This is a genomic window from Gordonia sp. PP30, from assembly GCF_023100845.1.
Classification (GTDB): Bacteria; Actinomycetota; Actinomycetes; order Mycobacteriales; family Mycobacteriaceae; genus Gordonia.
In genome coordinates, this window is the sequence record NZ_CP095864.1 from 3,073,979 (window position 1) to 3,090,450 (window position 16,472).

General features: G+C 70.9%; 17 protein-coding genes. 4 read left to right on the top strand and 13 right to left on the bottom strand.

The window, feature by feature from the left end; translation table 11 throughout:
- Nucleotides 1-3: 3 nt before the first annotated feature.
- Both MYK68_RS14190 and MYK68_RS14195 read right to left on the bottom strand, forming a co-directional pair.
- Nucleotides 4-1,143, bottom strand: coding sequence for a helix-hairpin-helix domain-containing protein (locus tag MYK68_RS14190; RefSeq protein ID WP_247864327.1), 1,140 nt, complete (start codon nucleotides 1,141-1,143; stop codon nucleotides 4-6).
- An 80-nt stretch (nucleotides 1,144-1,223) separates the two neighbouring features.
- Entirely contained in the window at nucleotides 1,224-2,072 is an 849-nt protein-coding gene (locus tag MYK68_RS14195) for a DegV family protein (RefSeq protein WP_247864328.1), read from the bottom strand.
- Between the two features lie 157 nt (nucleotides 2,073-2,229).
- Here MYK68_RS14195 and MYK68_RS14200 point away from each other — a divergent pair, with 157 nt between their 5' ends.
- Nucleotides 2,230-2,712 carry a type IV toxin-antitoxin system AbiEi family antitoxin domain-containing protein gene (locus MYK68_RS14200; RefSeq protein ID WP_247864329.1) on the top strand — a complete coding sequence of 161 codons (483 nt, stop codon included), beginning with the start codon at nucleotides 2,230-2,232 and terminating at the stop codon, nucleotides 2,710-2,712.
- Between the two features lie 302 nt (nucleotides 2,713-3,014).
- Nucleotides 3,015-3,212, top strand: a complete 198-nt coding sequence (locus MYK68_RS14205; protein WP_247864330.1) for a DUF559 domain-containing protein — start codon at nucleotides 3,015-3,017, stop codon at nucleotides 3,210-3,212.
- 157 nt (nucleotides 3,213-3,369) lie between these two features.
- Here the strand turns inward: MYK68_RS14205 and octT are convergent, their stop codons facing one another.
- From octT to MYK68_RS14240, 7 genes are all read right to left on the bottom strand, one after another.
- Complete coding sequence (gene octT, locus MYK68_RS14210) at nucleotides 3,370-4,128, bottom strand: diglucosylglycerate octanoyltransferase (protein WP_247864331.1); 759 nt, start codon at nucleotides 4,126-4,128, stop codon at nucleotides 3,370-3,372.
- Complete coding sequence (locus tag MYK68_RS14215) at nucleotides 4,128-4,841, bottom strand: histidine phosphatase family protein (RefSeq protein ID WP_247864332.1); 714 nt, start codon at nucleotides 4,839-4,841, stop codon at nucleotides 4,128-4,130. Before MYK68_RS14215 ends, octT begins: the two co-directional genes overlap by 1 nt.
- Nucleotides 4,838-5,233, bottom strand: a complete 396-nt coding sequence (gene rsfS / locus MYK68_RS14220; RefSeq protein WP_247864333.1) for a ribosome silencing factor — start codon at nucleotides 5,231-5,233, stop codon at nucleotides 4,838-4,840. The genes MYK68_RS14215 and rsfS overlap by 4 nt, the downstream gene beginning before the upstream one ends.
- Nucleotides 5,230-5,880: a nicotinate-nucleotide adenylyltransferase gene (gene nadD, locus MYK68_RS14225; RefSeq protein WP_247864334.1), complete on the bottom strand. Its 651-nt coding sequence runs from the start codon at nucleotides 5,878-5,880 to the stop codon at nucleotides 5,230-5,232. The genes rsfS and nadD overlap by 4 nt, the downstream gene beginning before the upstream one ends.
- Before the next feature lie 29 nt (nucleotides 5,881-5,909).
- On the bottom strand, nucleotides 5,910-7,343 hold the full coding sequence (locus MYK68_RS14230) for a VWA domain-containing protein (RefSeq protein WP_247868063.1): 1,434 nt from the start codon (nucleotides 7,341-7,343) through the stop codon (nucleotides 5,910-5,912).
- Between the two features lie 82 nt (nucleotides 7,344-7,425).
- Entirely contained in the window at nucleotides 7,426-8,334 is a 909-nt protein-coding gene (locus MYK68_RS14235; protein ID WP_247864335.1) for an AAA family ATPase, read from the bottom strand.
- Nucleotides 8,331-9,605, bottom strand: a complete 1,275-nt coding sequence (locus MYK68_RS14240; protein WP_247864336.1) for a glutamate-5-semialdehyde dehydrogenase — start codon at nucleotides 9,603-9,605, stop codon at nucleotides 8,331-8,333. The genes MYK68_RS14235 and MYK68_RS14240 overlap by 4 nt, the downstream gene beginning before the upstream one ends.
- A gap of 258 nt (nucleotides 9,606-9,863) precedes the next feature.
- On the opposite strand from MYK68_RS14240, the gene MYK68_RS14245 reads away from it, so the two are divergent.
- Nucleotides 9,864-10,538, top strand: a complete 675-nt coding sequence (locus MYK68_RS14245; protein WP_247864337.1) for a hypothetical protein — start codon at nucleotides 9,864-9,866, stop codon at nucleotides 10,536-10,538.
- Between the two features lie 4 nt (nucleotides 10,539-10,542).
- Here the strand turns inward: MYK68_RS14245 and MYK68_RS14250 are convergent, their stop codons facing one another.
- The 3 genes from MYK68_RS14250 to MYK68_RS14260 all read right to left on the bottom strand — a co-directional run bounded on the left by MYK68_RS14250 (nucleotide 10,543) and on the right by MYK68_RS14260 (nucleotide 15,429).
- Nucleotides 10,543-11,301, bottom strand: a complete 759-nt coding sequence (locus MYK68_RS14250) for an HNH endonuclease family protein (RefSeq protein WP_247864338.1) — start codon at nucleotides 11,299-11,301, stop codon at nucleotides 10,543-10,545.
- Nucleotides 11,302-11,546: 245 nt separating this feature from the next.
- The gene (locus MYK68_RS14255) at nucleotides 11,547-13,778 is read right to left on the bottom strand and encodes an ATP-dependent DNA helicase RecG (protein ID WP_247864339.1); all 2,232 of its coding nucleotides are present in this window, start codon (nucleotides 13,776-13,778) and stop codon (nucleotides 11,547-11,549) included.
- Nucleotides 13,779-13,782: 4 nt separating this feature from the next.
- Nucleotides 13,783-15,429, bottom strand: coding sequence for a DAK2 domain-containing protein (locus tag MYK68_RS14260; RefSeq protein ID WP_247864340.1), 1,647 nt, complete (start codon nucleotides 15,427-15,429; stop codon nucleotides 13,783-13,785).
- A 215-nt stretch (nucleotides 15,430-15,644) separates the two neighbouring features.
- On the opposite strand from MYK68_RS14260, the gene rpmB reads away from it, so the two are divergent.
- On the top strand, nucleotides 15,645-15,836 hold the full coding sequence (gene rpmB, locus MYK68_RS14265) for a 50S ribosomal protein L28 (protein WP_247864341.1): 192 nt from the start codon (nucleotides 15,645-15,647) through the stop codon (nucleotides 15,834-15,836).
- 82 nt (nucleotides 15,837-15,918) lie between these two features.
- Here the strand turns inward: rpmB and MYK68_RS14270 are convergent, their stop codons facing one another.
- Entirely contained in the window at nucleotides 15,919-16,443 is a 525-nt protein-coding gene (locus MYK68_RS14270) for a LytR C-terminal domain-containing protein (RefSeq protein ID WP_247864342.1), read from the bottom strand.
- Between the last annotated feature and the right edge of the window lie 29 nt (nucleotides 16,444-16,472).

Genomic DNA, 16,472 nt, shown 5'->3' on the forward strand with positions numbered 1-16,472 from the left:
CCCCTAACCGACCGTGACGGCGTCGCGCAGCTTGGCGAGCCGCGCCGAGCCGATCCCGTCGACCTCGCCGAGCTGTTCCACCGAGGCGAACCGGCCGTGCTGCTCCCGCCAGGCGATGATCGCCTGCGCGGTGACCGGCCCGACGCCGGGCAGCGCGTCGAGTTCGGTCGCGGTCGCCGTGTTGAGATTCACCTTGCCGCCGGCGGTCCCGCCCGGCCCGCCGCCACCGGCATCGACACCGGCGCCCGAGCCGCCGCCCGCACCGGAGGACACGACTGCACTGCGCACCGACTCCGGTCCGTCCTCGCGGGTGCCCACGAGGACCTGGTCGCCGTCGTGCAGGATCTGCGCGAGATTCAGACTCAGCACATCCGCCCGCTCCCGGATACCGCCGGCCCGATCGAGGGCTTGCGCCACCCGCGCGTCCTTCGGCAGCGTGACCAGGCCGGGCCGGTTCACCAGTCCGGCCACACTGACCACGATCTCCGCGGCGTCACCGGTCGGCTCGGCCCCACCACTCGCCGGAACGCCGGACGACGGTCCCGCCGATGCGGGGAAGTTCACCAGCGGCGTCGCCGGTTCGCTGTCGCGGAAGAGCGCGAAACCGGCGACGACGCAGGCGATCACCCCCACCCCGATCAGCGCGATCGCGGCGGGCGGCAGCATGGTCAATCGCCGCGCCGGGCGCGCCCAATCGTCGTCCGGGTCGTGATCCGGATCATCGTCGTCCGGGTCGTCGTCCCGGTCCCCGCCCATCCGATAGGAGTCGCGCCGATCGTCCCCGCCGTCGACCGCCGGATCCAGCACCTCGTCCCAGTGCCCGAACCCCGTCCTCCGGGGCGACGCCTCGTCCTCCGCCTCGGCCCAATCGTCGTCCTCGAACCCGTCCTCGCCTCCGGCATCGGAATCCGGCTGTCCGGTGGAGTCCTCTCGCGCACGACGCCCGGCCCAGGCGCGGCGGCCGGCCGCGGTATCGAGCCAGCTCGGCATCGCGGTGGCGCCCCACTCCTCTGGATCGAGACTCCCGGCGGCCCGTCGCGCGGGTGGCTCGTCGTCGAGACTCCGGCGCGGCGGTCGGGCGGCTGATCGCGCGGGCAGCACGCGGTCCAGTCCACCGCTGGGGCTGTTCGTTCTCCTGGCCATAGGCCGACGCTAGGCACCGGCCCGCCACGGCGACAGACCCCCGGACGCCGGCCTGTGGATACCGGGCGGTATCCACAGGTTCAGTCGAGGGGGTCTAGACCCCGGCCGATGGATATGCCTACCGCGCCCATGCCGACGTGAACACCGAGGACCATGCCGAGCTCCACAACCAGCGACGACGTCACGTGCGGCAGCCGCGCCACCACCTTCTCCTGGACCTCGACGGCGAGTTCGGGTGCCTGGCAGTGCTGGACCGCGACGGTCACCTCGTCGTCACCGACCAGCTCGACGACGTCGTCGATCATGGCGGCGATCGCCTTGGTCATCGTGCGCTGCCGTTCCTTCAGCGTGAGGACGCCGTCGGCCATGTTCAGGATCGGTTTGATCGACAGTGCGGACCCGAGAAGGTGGCTCGCGGCGCTGATACGGCCGCTGTGCCGCAAGTTCTCCAGGGTCTGCACGCACATCAGCGATTCAGCGGTCGCCGCGGCACGGACGGCCGCCTCGTAGACCTCGTCCCGATCGCCGCCGGCCGCCGCGGTCTGGGCGGCCGCCAGCGTCGTCAAACCCACCGAGACTCCCGCCGCGCGCGAATCGACCACGCGCAGCTCGCTGCCGAGTTCCTCAGCTACCAGCCGGGCCGCCGCCCAGGTACCCGAGAGCCTCCGGGACATGTGGACGGCCACGACCCCGTCGCCGTCGCTGCGCTCCAGGGCCTCCCGGTACAGCTCCGTGAGATCCTGCGGGTTGGCGCCGGAGGTCGTCACCCCGGAGGTGGACACCACGCTCCGGGGAATCCGGTCGACACCCTCCAGGTACTCGGTGCCGTCCGGCATGTACACGTGCAGCGGCGCCTGCCGGATGCCGTAGCGGTCCGCCAGTGACGCGGGCAACCGCGAAGACGAATCGGTGACGACGATGACAGACATTCCTACAACTTAGCCGCACCACCCCGGGGCCCGGCCCCCGGTTCGGATTGCCGGTATCGCCGGGCTCGTTTGCTGTCCGGTGGTCGCCCAGCCGCCACGGGACAGCAGACGGCGACCGGAATGGAACCGGATGCACCGGCGGCGCGTCTAAACAGGCATGGGACCACCGCTTTCGGCCGGAGCACCGACAGTCGATCCGGCGAGCACCGATCGCGCGACCCGGCGTGCGGACCGGCGTGCGGACCGGCACATCGTCGCGACGCGGGTCGCTCGCCGGATCGCCGACCACGACGGGATCATCACGCATACCGAAGCCGTCGAACTCGGGATGACCCGAGCGGCGATCCACACCAGGATCGACAGCGGCGCCCGGCGCCGGCTCACTCCCGGGGTCTACCTCTGCGGCACGCACGATCTCACCGGCGCGGCCAGGCTCCGCGCCGCGGTCGCCGTTCACCGCGCCGGCGCCGACCACACCGCCGCGGCGTTCTGGCACGGGATGCTCGACGACCTTCCCGCCGCGATCACGCTGTCCGCGCCGCCCACCGTGACCGGCCGGAGCTCGGCGCCTTCGCCACCGACCTCGTCCGCCGGGAGCTTGCGCCCGAGGACGTCGAGACGCTGCGCGGGATCCGGGTGACCCACCGCCCGCTCACGGTTCTTGCTGGCGGTGGCCCTTCTCGACGATCCCCAGGCGTTCTTCGACCGCGCGCTGCACACCGGCCAGGTCACCGTCGAGGCCGTGCAGCGCGCGTTCGAGCGCAATTGACGCCGGCCCGGGATCCGGGCCGCGCTGCCGTATCTGGAAGCCGCCTCGTGTGACAGCGAAGCCGAGAGCGAGCGCGTGTTCGTGAAGCGGTTGCGTACCGAGAAGATCGGCGGTTGGGTGCAGCAACTCCCGTTCGGACGCCGGCGGATCGATTTCGCCTCGCCCGCCGAGGGGTGGCGGTAGAGATCAGCGGCTGGGCCTACCACCGCGACCACGATCGATTCGAGTCCGATGCGGCCAAGGCCGCGGCCCTCGCCGCGGCGGGGTGGCTGGTGCTTCCGTTCACGTGGCGCCAGATCACCATGGATCCGATCGGTTGTGTCGAGAAGATCGTGGCGGCGATCCGCGTCCGGCGCGCACGCCTCGGCTGACACCCTGCTGTCGCGCGGTCGTACAACAGCCACCGCGCAGCAGACTAGCCTGAGATCCCGTCCTAAGGGCCAAGGTCTCGACTCCGCTCGACCACCGTGGTGAGCCCCGCGGGAAGTCGACCGTAACGGGGAGAAGACCGTTGGGAGGTAGTGGCCGCTATGGAGACTCGGCCGGTCCGGTGAGGAGGTCCGTGACGGCGGGGGCGACCAGGGCGGCGATCGCCCGGTGCGTGTGCAGGCCCCAGTGGATCCCGTCGGGGTTCATCTCCCCGGGCGAGTCGGTGAAGTCGGCGGCGGTCACCGGATAGAAGTCGACCGTCGGCAGACGGTGCTCGGCGGCCCAGCCCGCGATCGCCGCACTGGTCGGCACCCGGCCGGGGTGGGCGTGACCGTAGTACGGGCTGGCGTGGGTGGGCGGCAGCGCGACCAGGATCGGCAGCCCGGGCCGCAGGTGGACGATCGCCCCGCGGATCTTCTCGTAGTAGTCGACGGTCACCCGCGGCGGCAGGGCCATCGGCCAGCCCGCCCAGGACAGTCGCGGCTGCACCCAGCCGTAGGCGTCGCGCACCTTCTGGCGCAGGGCCGCCGGGCGCACATAGCGGATCTGTTCCCGCAGCGCGGTCGGCAGCGGAGACGGCAACGAATCCATACCGCCGAAGGCGAGCACCACGACGTCGGCCTTGGGCAGCGCGGCCCACACTCGGGGATCCTGGGTGATGGCCCACCAGATGTCGCGGCTGGTCCACCCGATGCGCGCGAACAGTTCCACGTCGCGGCCGGTGTCGGCGCCGACCAGGTTGGGCCAGATGCGCCCGTCGTCGGCGGCCAGTCCCCCGCCGGGCCCGTAGAACGACAGCGAGTCGGCGAGCACCAGGATCGTCCCGGGCTCCCCCGCCGTCGACGCCACCGGAGCCACTACTGGACCCCGGTGCCGCTCGGCTGCGCGGTGGCGTTCCACACGTCCAGCCGCCAGGTCGGTTCCTCGCCGGGCAGGCTGTGCCCGGACAGCTGCACCCAGCTGGTGTTGGCCAGGCCACCGAGGATCGGCCAATTCGCGACCGGCAGCCCGAGCAGTCCCGCGGTCATCGCCGCGATCACCCCGCCGTGCGCCACCAGGATCACCGGCGCCTCGGCGTTCTCGCCCTGGCCCCAGCCGTCGAGTTCGGCCAGCAGCTCGGTGACCACCGGGACCGAGCGCGCCGCCACCTCGACCCGGCTCTCACCGCCGGGCGGGGTCCAGGTGGCGTCGTCACGCCAGATCCGCCGCGCACCGGGCATCGACGCGTCGACCTCGGCATGGGTCAGCCCCTGCCAGTCACCGAGATGCGTTTCGCGCAACCGGCGGTCGGTGGTCACCGGCAGCCCGGTGGCCGCCCCGAGTGCGAGGGCGGTGTCGTGCGCGCGGCGCAGATCCGACGAACGGATCACCCGGGGCGACCGGGACGCGAGCTCGGCCGCGGCGGTCCGCGCCTGCACGACTCCCAGCTCGGTCAGGTCGGTGTCCAAGTGGCCCTGCATACGGCGGGCGGCGTTGTACTCGGTCTGTCCGTGGCGCAGCAGCACCAGCCGCCGCACGATCGGCGTGAGCCGTTCGACGCTGGTGTCGCCCTGGTCTGGTTCGAAGGTCATGCCCCGGCGCCGTCGGCGGACGCCGCGGCCTCGTCGAGCCCGTCGATCTCGACGATCGGGCAGTCGCTCCACAGGCGCTCGAGGCCGTAGAAGTCACGCTCGTCATCGTGCTGCACGTGCACGACGACGTCGCCGTAGTCGATCAGCGCCCAGCGTCCGTCGCGGGTGCCCTCGCGGCGCAGCGGCTGATGGCCGGCCTCGCGCACGCGATCTTCGATCTCCTCGGTGATCGCGTTGACCAGACGCTCGTTGTCGGCCGACGCGATCACGAACAGGTCGGTGATGACCAGCGGTTCGGAGACGTCGATGACGACGACGTTCTCGGCCTTGCGGGCCGCGGCCGCACGGGCGGCGATGGCCGCGAGTTCGCGCGCTTCTGCGGTGGCGGTCACGTGGTTTCCTTTCGGTACAGGCCGTGTTTGCTGATGTACTGGACCACTCCGTCGGGTACCAGATACCAGACCGGGCGACCGTCCGCGGCGCGCCTGCGGCAGTCCGTCGAGGAGATCGCCAGGGCGGGAATCTCCATCATCTGCAGTGCGTGCGGCGATTTGGTCGCCAGGTGTTCGGCCAGGTGGGTGGCGTCGAGAGCGTATCCCGGGCGGGACACCCCGATGAAGTTCGCCAGCTCGAACGCTTCTTCCCAATTCTGCCAGGTCAGGATGGTTTCCAGCGCATCGGCACCGGTGATGAAGAACAGTTCGTCGTCCGGGTACTCGCGGCGCAGGTCGCGGAGGGTGTCGACGGTGTAGGTGAAGCCGTCGCGGTCGATGTCCACGCGGCTGACGGTGAAGTGCGGGTTCGACGCGGTCGCGATCACCGTCATCAGATAGCGGTGTTCGGCGGCGGTGACCCGGCGCGAGGCCAGCCCCTCGTGGCCTTCCTTCTGCCAGGGCCGCCCGGTCGGGACGAAGATCACTCCGTCCAGGCCGAACCGATGCGCCACCTCGCTGCCGGCTACCAGGTGGCCGTTGTGGATCGGGTCGAAGGTGCCACCCATGACGCCGATGCGGCGCGGCGTGTGCGGGTGGTCGGACATGTCACTGGACTTTACGCATCGAGTGCCGGTCACACCGGCAGCAGGTTGGCGATCACCTGGGCGAGCTGCTCGGCGTTGCGGCACTCGAACATGTCGATCGCCTCCCCGTACTTGCCCGCGATCGAGTCTCCGGTGTCCCACAGTTCCCGGCGTTCCGGGTTCAGCCAGTACGCGTTGCGCACCCGATCGCGCAGCCGTTCCAGCGCGTCGACGGAGGAGAGCGCGTAGTTGTTGCGGGCGTCGCCGAGGATCAGCAGCGCCCCGCGATGGGTGAGCGAGTCGAGGTAGTTCTCGGCGAATCCGCGCAGCATGTGACCGTAATCGGAGTGTCCGTCGCGGGTGCTGATCCGGGCCTGCGTGAGCATCGTCGCCATGCGCTCACCGAACTGGTCGTCCGCGTGTGAGCGGTCGAAGTAGTCGGTCACCTCGTCGACGGTGTCGATGAACGCGAAGACCCGGACGTTGGAGAACTGCTGACGCAGCGCGTACACCAGTTGCAGCGTGAACGAACTGAAGCCGGAGACCGACCCCGATACGTCGCAGATCACCACCAGCTCGGGTTTGCCCGGGCGCGGTTTCCGGTGCCGCAGCTCGATGGGCACCCCGCCGGTCGACATCGACGCCCGCAGCGTGGACCGGATGTCCACGGCGCCGCGGTGGTTGCGGCGGCGCCGGAATTCCAGCTTCGACGCCAGCAGCCGCGCGATCGGATCGATGGTGCGGCGCAGCTTGGCCATGTCCTGCGGGTTGGCCGAGAAGAAGTCGATCTGTTCGGGCAGCTTGGGGACGGCGTAGGCGGCCACCTCGTCGCGGCCGCGCAGGGCCGACATCCGGCGCTGCACCTCGGTCTCCACAGCGGCCCGGAAGCGCTGGGTGGCGCCGCGCGCGGCGCGCCGGTTGAGGGCATCGTCGCCGGCCCGGCGGCCTTCCTCGCGCGGGATCCCGGCGGCCATCGCGGCCGCGATCTGGGCGATCAGCGTCTGCGGCGAGATCGCCGACATCGCCTGATACACCGAGAAACTCTCGCCGCGCGCCGACTCGTACCGGCCGAGCTGGTCGACGACGAGCGCCACCAACTGGTCGAACCGCCCGTCGGTCATCGCGTCGTCGTCGGCGAGCACCTCGGCGGTCAGCTCCCGCATCGCGTCGACGTCCACCTGACCCGCGTCGTCGAGCGGTACCTCGATCGCGCCGGCCCGGGCGGTGTGCCCGAGCGGAAACCACAACTCGAAGCACAGGTCGAAGGTGTCGCGGTGCAGGTGGTCGGACAGCAGCGTCGCCGCGAGGCCTTCACGCAGACTCTCCCGGTCGAGGAGGTCGAGGACCTCCATCGCCTGGCCGGCGTCGATCAGGTTCGACGGTCCCACCACGATTCCCCGGCCGCGCAGGTCCTCCACGAATCCGGTGAGGGTGTCGACCAGTGTCGTGGTGGACCCTTCGACGCGCTCAGGGCGCGGCGTCAGCGGCTCAGGGCGCGGCTTCGGCGGCTCGGGGCGCGGCGTCGGCGGCTCAGACTCCGGGGCGGGCGGCGACGAGGCGGGCACGTCAGTCCAGCTTCAGCTCGCGGACGGCGGTCAGCACGTCGGCCCGGTGCTTGAGCACGACGCCCAGCGTGCGCTTGAGCATCGAGTTCGACACCCGGCCGTCGTGCTCGGCGACCTCGGTGCCGGCGACCATCGCCAGCAGTGTGTTGCCCCAGTCGATGGTCTCGGCGACCGACGGCTTCTTGCGAATGTCCAGCTCGCGCAGCACCCCGACGATCCGGACGACCTCGGCGGCCAGATTCTCCGGCAGGTCCGGCACCCGGGAGGCGAGGATCTCGCGTTCCAGGTCGGCGTCCGGGAAGTCGATGTAGAGGTAGAGGCAGCGCCGCTTGAGGGCTTCCGACAGCTCCCGATTCGCGTTGGAGGTGAGCAGCACGATCGGGCGGCGCTGCGCCGCCACCGTGCCCATCTCCGGAATGGTGATCGCGAAATCGGACAGGATCTCCAGCAGCAGACCCTCCATGTCGACGTCGGCCTTGTCGATCTCGTCGATCAGCAGGACGGTCGGCTCGGTGCGGGAGATCGCGGTGAGCAGCGGACGGGCGAGCAGGAACTCCTCGGAGAAGATGTCGTCCTTGGTCGCGTCCCAGTCCCGTTGCCCGGCGGCCTGGATCGCCAGGATCTGTTTGGCGTGATTCCACTCGTAGAGGGCGCGCGCCTCGTCGATCCCCTCGTAGCACTGCAGGCGGACGAGATCGGCTCCGGTGGCACCGGCGATGGCGCGGGCCAGCTCGGTCTTGCCGACGCCCGCCGGGCCCTCGACCAGCAGCGGCTTGCCCAGACGATCGGCGAGGTAGGTCGCGGTGGCGGTGGCCTCGTCGGCCAGGTAGCCGGTGGTGCGCAGCTTGGCGACCACGTCGCGGGTGTCGGTGAAGCTTGGCACGACACCGCTGGGCACGGTCGCGGTCATGCCGGACGCACCTGACCGTCGCCCCAGACGACCCACTTGGTCGAGGTGAGTTCGGGTAGTCCCATCGGCCCGCGGGCGTGCAGTTTCTGGGTGGAGATGCCGATCTCGGCGCCGAATCCGAACTGCTCGCCGTCGGTGAACGCGGTGGACGCGTTGACCATCACCGCGGCCGCGTCGACGCGCGAGGTGAACGCCCGGGCGGCGGCCTGATCGGCGGTGACGATGGCCTCGGTGTGCCCGGTGCCGTAGGTGTCGATGTGCTCGACGGCGGCGTCGAGGTCGTCGACCACCTTCAGCGCGAGGTCCAGCGACAAGTATTCGGCGTGCCAGTCGTCCTCGGTGGCCGGGACCATGCCGGGCTCCTCGCCGTGAATGGTGACGCCCTGCGACTGCAGCGCCGCGACGATCGGGGTGAGCGCGTCGCCGGCGATGGCGCGGTCGATGAGCACCGTCTCGACGGTGTTGCACACACTGGGACGGCGGGTCTTGGCGTTGACGATCAGCCGCGTCGCGGTGTCGACGTCGGCCGCCGAGTGCACGTAGATGTGGCAGTTACCGGTACCGGTCTCGATGGTCGGCACCTTGGCGTTCTCCACGACGGTCGCGATCAGCCCGGCCCCGCCGCGCGGGATCACCACGTCGACCAGGCCGCGCGCCTGGATCAGCGCGGTGACGCTGGACCGGTCGTGGCTGGGCAGCAGTGCGACCGCGTCCGGGTTCACCTTGTGGTCGGACAGCACGCCGCGCAGCACCTCGACCAGCGCGGCGTTGGAGCTGGCCGCGGACGACGACCCGCGCAGCAGCACCGCGTTGCCCGCCTTGAACGAGATCCCGAAGCCGTCGACCGTGACGTTCGGCCGGGCCTCGTAGACGAAGCCGACCACGCCGAGCGGCACCTGGACCTGGCGCAGCTCGAGCCCGTTCGGGAGCGTCTTGCCCTGCACGATCACGCCGATCGGGTCGGGCAGCGCCGCCACCTGCCGCAGGCCGCCGGTGATCCCGGTGATGCGGTCCGGCGTCAGGCGCAGCCGGTCGATCAGCGAGTCCTCGGTGCCTGCCGCCTCTGCGCGCGCGACGTCCTCGGCGTTGGCCGCGAGGATGGTCTCGGCCGCGGCGTCGATGGCCTCGGCCGCGGCGAGGAGCACCTCGTTCTTCTCCGCGGTGGTGAGCGTGCCGAGCGTGCGCGAGGCCTTCTTGGCGGCCCGGGCCTGCTCGAGAACGACGGCCGCGATGTCGGTGACCTCGGCGGCGTCCTGTGTGGTCTCGGTCATGAGGTCCAGGTTAGACGCTGCCGACAGGCCCGCTCTTTCGCCGTCCACGTCGTCGTCCAGGAGTGCGTCCGGCCGTCTGTCCGTACCGTGACGTCACCTTCTCGTGATGCATACCTGCACAGCACATCGGCCCAGGTCGCCCGCCGGATCTTCCGGAGACCACCCGCTACTACTCCACGGTTGGGACGACTTTCGCCGAGACCGGATCGGCGGCGGTCAGGCCTTTCCGGCCGGGCCGGTCCGTGCGACGATCGGGACATGAAGACGACGGGTAAGTGGCTGACCTGGTCTGGACTGCTGATCGCGGTGATCTGCGTGGCGGTCGGCGTGGTCCTGGCGGTGCGCGGGTTCTCGACGATCTCCGACGTGACCGACCGCGCGGTGACTATTCAGAGCGCACCGACCCCGTACCTGGCCGAGAGCGGGGACGTCATCGTGCTCTATTCGCGGTCGGACACGGCAGCGCCCGCGCCGTCGTGCTCGTTCGATCCCGGCACCGTCGAACCGCGCCCGGATCCGGACACCTCGCTCACCTATGAGGGCGGCAGCATCGGGTCGTTCGCCGCCTACCGGGCCACGGCCGACGGCGTCTACTACATCGACTGCCACGGCGCGAACGTGGTGGCCGCACCTCCGGTCTCGGTGCGCGGGGTCCTGAGCGGTGCGGGTGGAGTGATGCTCGCCGTCTTCGGCGGCGGACTGGGCGCGCTGCTGCTGATCGTCGGGGTGATCCTCTGGATCGTCGGCGCCGGCCGGGCCAGGACGGCCGCGCAGCCCTTGCCCGGCGGATACCCGCCGTCGGTGGGCGGCTACCCGGCCGGATATCCGACGCCGTACCCGCCCGCGGGCGGATACGGGCCGCAGACACCCGCCGCACCGCCCGCGAACGACCCCCACGATCCGGCGCGCGGAGACGACACCGCCGGGCGGTGAACGCTCAGCACTTCCCCAGCGCCGCGGCGAGCACGTCGCGGGAGCGTTCGTCGACGGGCAGGTCGTAGGCGGCGGAGACCGTCGCGAACTGCATCGCGTACTGGCAGGCGAAGCCGCGCAGAGGCGGCATCCAGCGGCCGGGTTCCAGATCGGACTTGGCCTGGTTGCTGGCCGCGTCGACGGCGACCAGGTTGGCCGGATCGTTCGCGAGAGCCACCCGCCGGGCCGGCTCCCACGACGCCGCACCCATGTCCCAGGCGTAAGCCAGCGGCACGATGTGGTCGATCTGCACGGCCGCCGAGCCGCGGCCCCGCGCGAAGGTGATCTCCCGGCCGGTGTACGGGCTGCGGAAGCGGCCGGCGGCGACCGCGCTCCGGCAGGTCTGCGCGGCCACCGACTTCGCGACCGCCAGGTCGCGGGCGAGGACGTCGTTGCGGGTGTCGCAGCCGTTGCCCGCGCCCGGGACGCCCGCGGCATCGGTCCAGGCCGGGCCGAACGCCTCGCGGTGATAGGCCGTGTCGTGCGGGGGACGCCGCGGAACCACGCTCAGCGTCGCGAGGGCCTCGCGCGCGAGCCGGACGCGCACCGGGTCGACGGCGGCCCCCGGCGCGCTGTGCCAGCCGATCCCGGCGGCGACGATGACCGCGGTCGCCGCGAATCCGGTCAACGACGCCCAGTGCCGTCCGGTCAGCCGGATCCGGCCGTCGTGGCGGACGTGACGGCGAGTCGCCAGCCGTCGTTCGATGTCCCTGCGCAGCGTCATGATTCTCACGAGACTTAGACGCAGCGGGAGGCTTGCCGGTTCCATGCGGTTGCGGGGTGGCTTCGACTCGGTCTCGCCCTGGCGGGTACTTCGACCGCGTGTCGTCGCAGGCTCCGCCACGCATGCTCAGCACGAGGCTCGACCGGTGGTTCCTGAGCGGAGTCGAAGGGCTCAGCCGGCGGTGAAGGCTCGACCGGTGCGAGGGGTCTCGACTTCGCTCGACCGTCATGCCGCAGGGCTCGGACCTACGACTTCTCCAGGTACCCCAGTTTCGACGGCAGCAGGATCGAGTCGACCAGCGCCGCGAGGGCCGGGTGCTCGGCCAGCGACAGGTCTTCGGAGACGATCTCGGTCGCGAGTTCCCGGGCGTCGGAGATCACGTCGGCGTCGTCGAGCAACGACAGGAAATGCAGCGACGACACGCCGCCGGACTGGGCCGACCCGAGCACGTCGCCCTCGCGCCGCGCCTCCAGGTCGATGCGGGCCAGCTCGAAGCCGTCGTTGGAACCGGCGACGGCCCGCAGCCGCGCGAGCGCCCCGGTCCCCTCCCCCGCGGTGGTCATCAGCAGGCAGAGCCCGGCGTGGCGGCCACGGCCGACGCGGCCGCGCAGCTGGTGGAGCTGGCTGACGCCGAAGCGTTCGGCGTTGACGATCACCATCATCGTCGCGTTGGGCACGTCGACGCCGACCTCGATGACCGTGGTGGAGACCAGGACGTCCAGTTCCCCGCGGGTGAACCGGTCCATCACCTCGTTCTTCTCGTCGGCCGGCATCCGGCCGTGCAGATAGTCGACGCTGCGCTTCGCCAGCGGCCCCGACTCGGTCAATTCCTGCCACTGATCGAGGACCGAGACCTCCTTGGCCTCGGCGTTCGACTTCTCGTCGCCGATGCGCGTGCACACCACGTACACCTGGCGGCCCTGCTCGATCTCCTCGTCGGCCCGCTCCCAGACGCGATCGATCCAGTTCTGCTTCCCCATCGGGACCACGGTGGTGCCGATGGGCTGCCGGCCGCGCGGCAGTTCGCTCAGCGTGGAGGTCTCCAGGTCGCCGAAGGTGATCATCGCGACGGTGCGCGGGATCGGCGTCGCCGTCATCACCAGGAAGTGCGGCCGGTTCACGCGGCCCTTGGCACGCAGCACGTCGCGCTGTTCGACGCCGAAGCGGTGCTGTTCATCGACCACGACCATCCCGAGGTCGAAGAACTCGACCTTGTCCTCCAGCAGCGCATGGGTGCCGATCACGATCCCGGCCTGCCCGGTCACGATGTCGAGCAGATTCTGCTTGCGCTCGGCGGTCCGCTGCGACCCGGTCAGCATCGCGACCTGCGTCGCGCCGTCGGCCGCACCCAGCTGGCCGCCGCGCGCCAGCGGGCCGAGCATCGTCATCACGGTCCGGTAATGCTGTGCGGCGAGCACTTCCGTCGGGGCGAGGATCGCGCACTGGTGGCCGTTGTCGACGACGCGCAGCATCGCCAGCAGCGAGACGAGCGTCTTGCCTGAGCCGACCTCGCCCTGCAGCAGGCGGTTCATCGGATGCTGGGCGGCGAGGTCGTCGCCGATCTCGCCGAGCACCTCCCGCTGTCCCGCGGTGAGTTCGAACGGCAGCATGGCGAGCAGCTGGTCTTCCAGACCGCCCGGCACGTGCGGACAGGCGTGCGCCGCCTCGGTGCCGGCGGCGATCCGGTTCTGTGCGAGGGCGGTCTGCACGGCGAGGGCCTCGTCGAACTTGAGCCGCTGCCGGGCCAGCGCGAGATCGGCCTGCGAGTCGGGCAGATGGATCTTGCGGATCGCCTCGTCGGAGGTGATCAGGCCGCGTGCGAGCCGCTGCGGGTCGGTCAGCGCGTCGGGCGTCGGCCCCAGGTCGGCGAGGACCCGGCGCACGGCGCGCCAGATCTCCCAGGTCTGGATGTCCTTGGTGGCCGGGTACATCGGGACGATGTCGCGGGAGAAATGGGCGAGGTCTTCGGGCGACGCGACGTGATCCGGGTCGTGCTCGGTCTCGTCGGCCACCAGCTCGGCGAGCATCGTCGTGCCGACCACCTTCTCGTCGGGGGTGTCGGGCAGGATCAGCCACTGCGGATGGGACAGCTGGATCTGGCCGCGGTAGTACTTCACCGTGCCGGCCAGCGCGAGCCGGATGCCCGGCAGCAGGCGCTTCTTCATCCAGCGGGCGTTGAAGAAGCTGGCCTCGTAGGTGCGGCGGCCGTCGTTCACGGTGACCTTGAGGAAGCTGCCCGGCTTACGCTTCATCGGGATGTTCTCGGCGCGCATGACGTTCCCGACGATGTTGATCCAGGTGCCTTCCTCCGGCATCTCCTCATCGGAGACGTCGCCGCGGGCCAGATACCGGCGCGGGGCGTAGCGCAGCAGTTCGCCGACGGTCACCAGTTCCAGGTCGGCCAGCTTGCCGACCAGCTTCGGCTCGAGCGCGGTGTGCGCCAGCTCGGTGGTGAGCGTCAGTCCGGCGTGGTCCATGGCGCTATTCGACGCCGATCTGCAGCAGCTGGTCGGTCTGGCCGCCGTCGTAGATCGTCAGCTCGATACCCGGGTACTGGTGGTGCACGTGATCGACGAGCCGCGCGCGGGCGTCGTCGCCGAACTCGCGGCCGGCCAGCACGGTCACCAGTTCGCCGCCGGTGGCCAGCATGAGGTCGACCAGGGCCGTCGCGGCGCCGGTCTGCTCGGGTGCGATCACCAGGACGTCCGAGCCGATCAGGCCGAGGGTGTCGCCGATCTCGCAGGTCCCGGCGAGGGTCATCATCTTGCCGGTCGAGGTGCGCAGCGAGCCCCAGCGCGTCGCGCCGGAGGCTTCGGCCATGGCGAAGGCGTCCACATCGGGCGACTCCCCGGGATCGTGCACGGCCAGCGCCGCCAGGCACTGCACCATCGACGCCGTCGGGATGAAGACCAGCGAGCGGGTGGCCGACCGCGCCTCCGCGCCCACCGAGACCAGATCGGCCGAGGCGATCATGCCGTTGCCCATCACCACGGTGTGCGCGCTGTCGGCGGCCCGGATCGCTTCGGCGACCGTCGCCGGATGCACGCCGTGATCGGCGCGCACGACGATCGCCCCGGCGTCGGTGAACAGCGCCTCGGCGCCGTCGCCCCGGGCGAGGACCAGCACGGCGCGCTTGTGCCGGGGCGGCGGCTCGGTGGCGCCGGGCTGGCTGCGGACCTCGTCGAGCAGAAAGCAGCTGATCCGGATGTCACGAACCTCGCCGATCCGCAGCCCGGCCTCCACCGCCGCACCCGGCAGGTCGGTGTGCACGTGGACCGAGAACTGCTCGCCACCGGCCGAGCTGTCCCCGACGATCACCACGGAGTCGCCGAGATCGTTCAGTTCGTCGCGCAGCGAGCCGATCCGCGTCCCGTCGGCGGCGGTAAGCAGGTACATCACCTCGAAGTCGGTGTCGCCCGAACCCGAGCAGTCCGAGCCGCTGTGCCCGGTGTCGGTCATCGACCCCCGGTAGGAGCGGCGGCGATTGGCCACCCCGGTCACGACCAGCACCATCGCGTCGAGCATCACCAGGAATCCGCGGGCGCCCGCGTCGACGACGCCGGCGTTCGCCAGCTCGATCATCTGCTCGGTGGTGGCTTCCAGCGCGACCGCGCACTCGTCGGCCACCGCCCGCACCTGATCTGCCGGGCTCGCCTCGACCTCGCGGGCGGCCACGTCGGCGGCCACCGCCAGCAAGGTCAGCACGGTGCCCTCGCGGGGGATGCTGACCGCCCGGCGGGCCGACAGCGACGCCAGACGCAAGCCGTTCATCACCAGCCGGGTGAAGCGCGCGTCGTCCTCGGCGGCGGCCAGATCGGCGGCGTCGGCCAGCCCCACCAGGATCTGCGACAAGATGATGCCCGAGTTTCCCCGCGCACTCGCGACGGCACCGTCGGCGAGCGTGCGGGTGAGCGTGGTCAAGTCGACGTCGCCGGGCGCGTCGTCCAGCGCGGCGACCGCACCGGCCATGGTGAACGCCATATTGCTGCCGGTGTCGGCGTCCGGGATCGGGAAGACGTTGAGGTCGTTGATCTCGGCGCGCTGGGTCTCCAGACCCTCCGCGCAGGCGCCGGCCCAGTCCCGGATCAGCCCCGGGCTCAGCGGCACGCCGTGACCGATTCGCTGCACCGTCGTCCCCCTTCCTCGCCGACCGCGACTGCCGGCCCGAGTCAGAGATTACTTGGCGGCACCGACACGGGGCCGGTCAGCTCCGCGGTCCCCGCCGCGATTTGTCGTTCCGGTGGCCCGCCGGTTAGTCTTGTCGGGTTGCCTGTCGTGGCGGCGCTTCACTGCGCCCCCGACCGGTGAAGACCACCGATCATTTTCAACCAAGGGAGTTCGACATGGCTGCCGTTTGTGACATCTGCGGCAAGGGCCCCGGCTTCGGCAAGTCGGTTTCGCACTCGCACCGTCGCACCAACCGTCGCTGGAACCCGAATATCCAGTCGGTTCGCGTCGAGGTCGCCCCGGGCAACCGCAAGCGCAAGAACGTGTGCACGTCGTGCCTGAAGGCCGGCAAGACCACCTCGGTCTAGTCCGCGCACTCGCATTCCCCGAAATCGCCGCCCGGCCTCGTGCCGAGCGGCGATTTCGGGTTTTTCGGTTCCCACAGCCGGATCAGGACTGCACCATCACGAGCACCAGCTGCCCCGGGCACCGGGTGAAGGACGACGGCCGCTCGATCGCCTCCGCCCCGACCCGGCCGGCCAGGGCGCGGCCCTCGGGTTCCGATTCCGGCACGTAGAAGACGGTGTTCTCGGCGATCGACGACGTTGCCAGGTTCCCGGTCTCGGTGACGGTGTAGCCGGCCGAGGTCAACACCTGCCGCATCGAGTCGGCGAGCCCCGGTTGGGTGCCCGCGTTGAATACACACACCGGCGCCCCGCCTACCGGGGAGACCGTCGATGCCGGAGCCGCCGACGCGACCGGGGCACCCGCCGTTCCGGACGCCTCGGCGGAGTCGTCGCGCGTGGACGCGAAGAACCCGGCGCCGAGCGCGGCCATCACGATCAGCACGATCACCAGGGCCAGCACCACCGCCCCGACCACCCCGGCGACGACGAGCATCGCCCGGTGACGGCCGTCGCCGGGCGGCACCGCGCCCCCGGGACCGGGCGGCTGTGGGCTCTGCGGATAGGTCATTCGGGGTCCTCCCTGGTTCACGGCGCGGG

Coding starts and splice junctions, on each gene's coding strand:
- MYK68_RS14240 (WP_247864336.1), bottom strand. CDS start 9,605: ATGACCGAGACCACACAGGACGCCGCCGAGGTCACCGACATCGCGGCC.
- MYK68_RS14245 (WP_247864337.1), top strand. CDS start 9,864: ATGAAGACGACGGGTAAGTGGCTGACCTGGTCTGGACTGCTGATCGCG.
- nadD (WP_247864334.1), bottom strand. CDS start 5,880: ATGTCCGACCACCCGCACACGCCGCGCCGCATCGGCGTCATGGGTGGC.
- MYK68_RS14200 (WP_247864329.1), top strand. CDS start 2,230: ATGGGACCACCGCTTTCGGCCGGAGCACCGACAGTCGATCCGGCGAGC.
- MYK68_RS14195 (WP_247864328.1), bottom strand. CDS start 2,072: ATGTCTGTCATCGTCGTCACCGATTCGTCTTCGCGGTTGCCCGCGTCA.
- MYK68_RS14270 (WP_247864342.1), bottom strand. CDS start 16,443: ATGACCTATCCGCAGAGCCCACAGCCGCCCGGTCCCGGGGGCGCGGTG.
- MYK68_RS14215 (WP_247864332.1), bottom strand. CDS start 4,841: ATGACCTTCGAACCAGACCAGGGCGACACCAGCGTCGAACGGCTCACG.
- MYK68_RS14190 (WP_247864327.1), bottom strand. CDS start 1,143: ATGGCCAGGAGAACGAACAGCCCCAGCGGTGGACTGGACCGCGTGCTG.
- MYK68_RS14235 (WP_247864335.1), bottom strand. CDS start 8,334: ATGACCGCGACCGTGCCCAGCGGTGTCGTGCCAAGCTTCACCGACACC.
- MYK68_RS14250 (WP_247864338.1), bottom strand. CDS start 11,301: ATGACGCTGCGCAGGGACATCGAACGACGGCTGGCGACTCGCCGTCAC.
- rpmB (WP_247864341.1), top strand. CDS start 15,645: ATGGCTGCCGTTTGTGACATCTGCGGCAAGGGCCCCGGCTTCGGCAAG.
- MYK68_RS14255 (WP_247864339.1), bottom strand. CDS start 13,778: ATGGACCACGCCGGACTGACGCTCACCACCGAGCTGGCGCACACCGCG.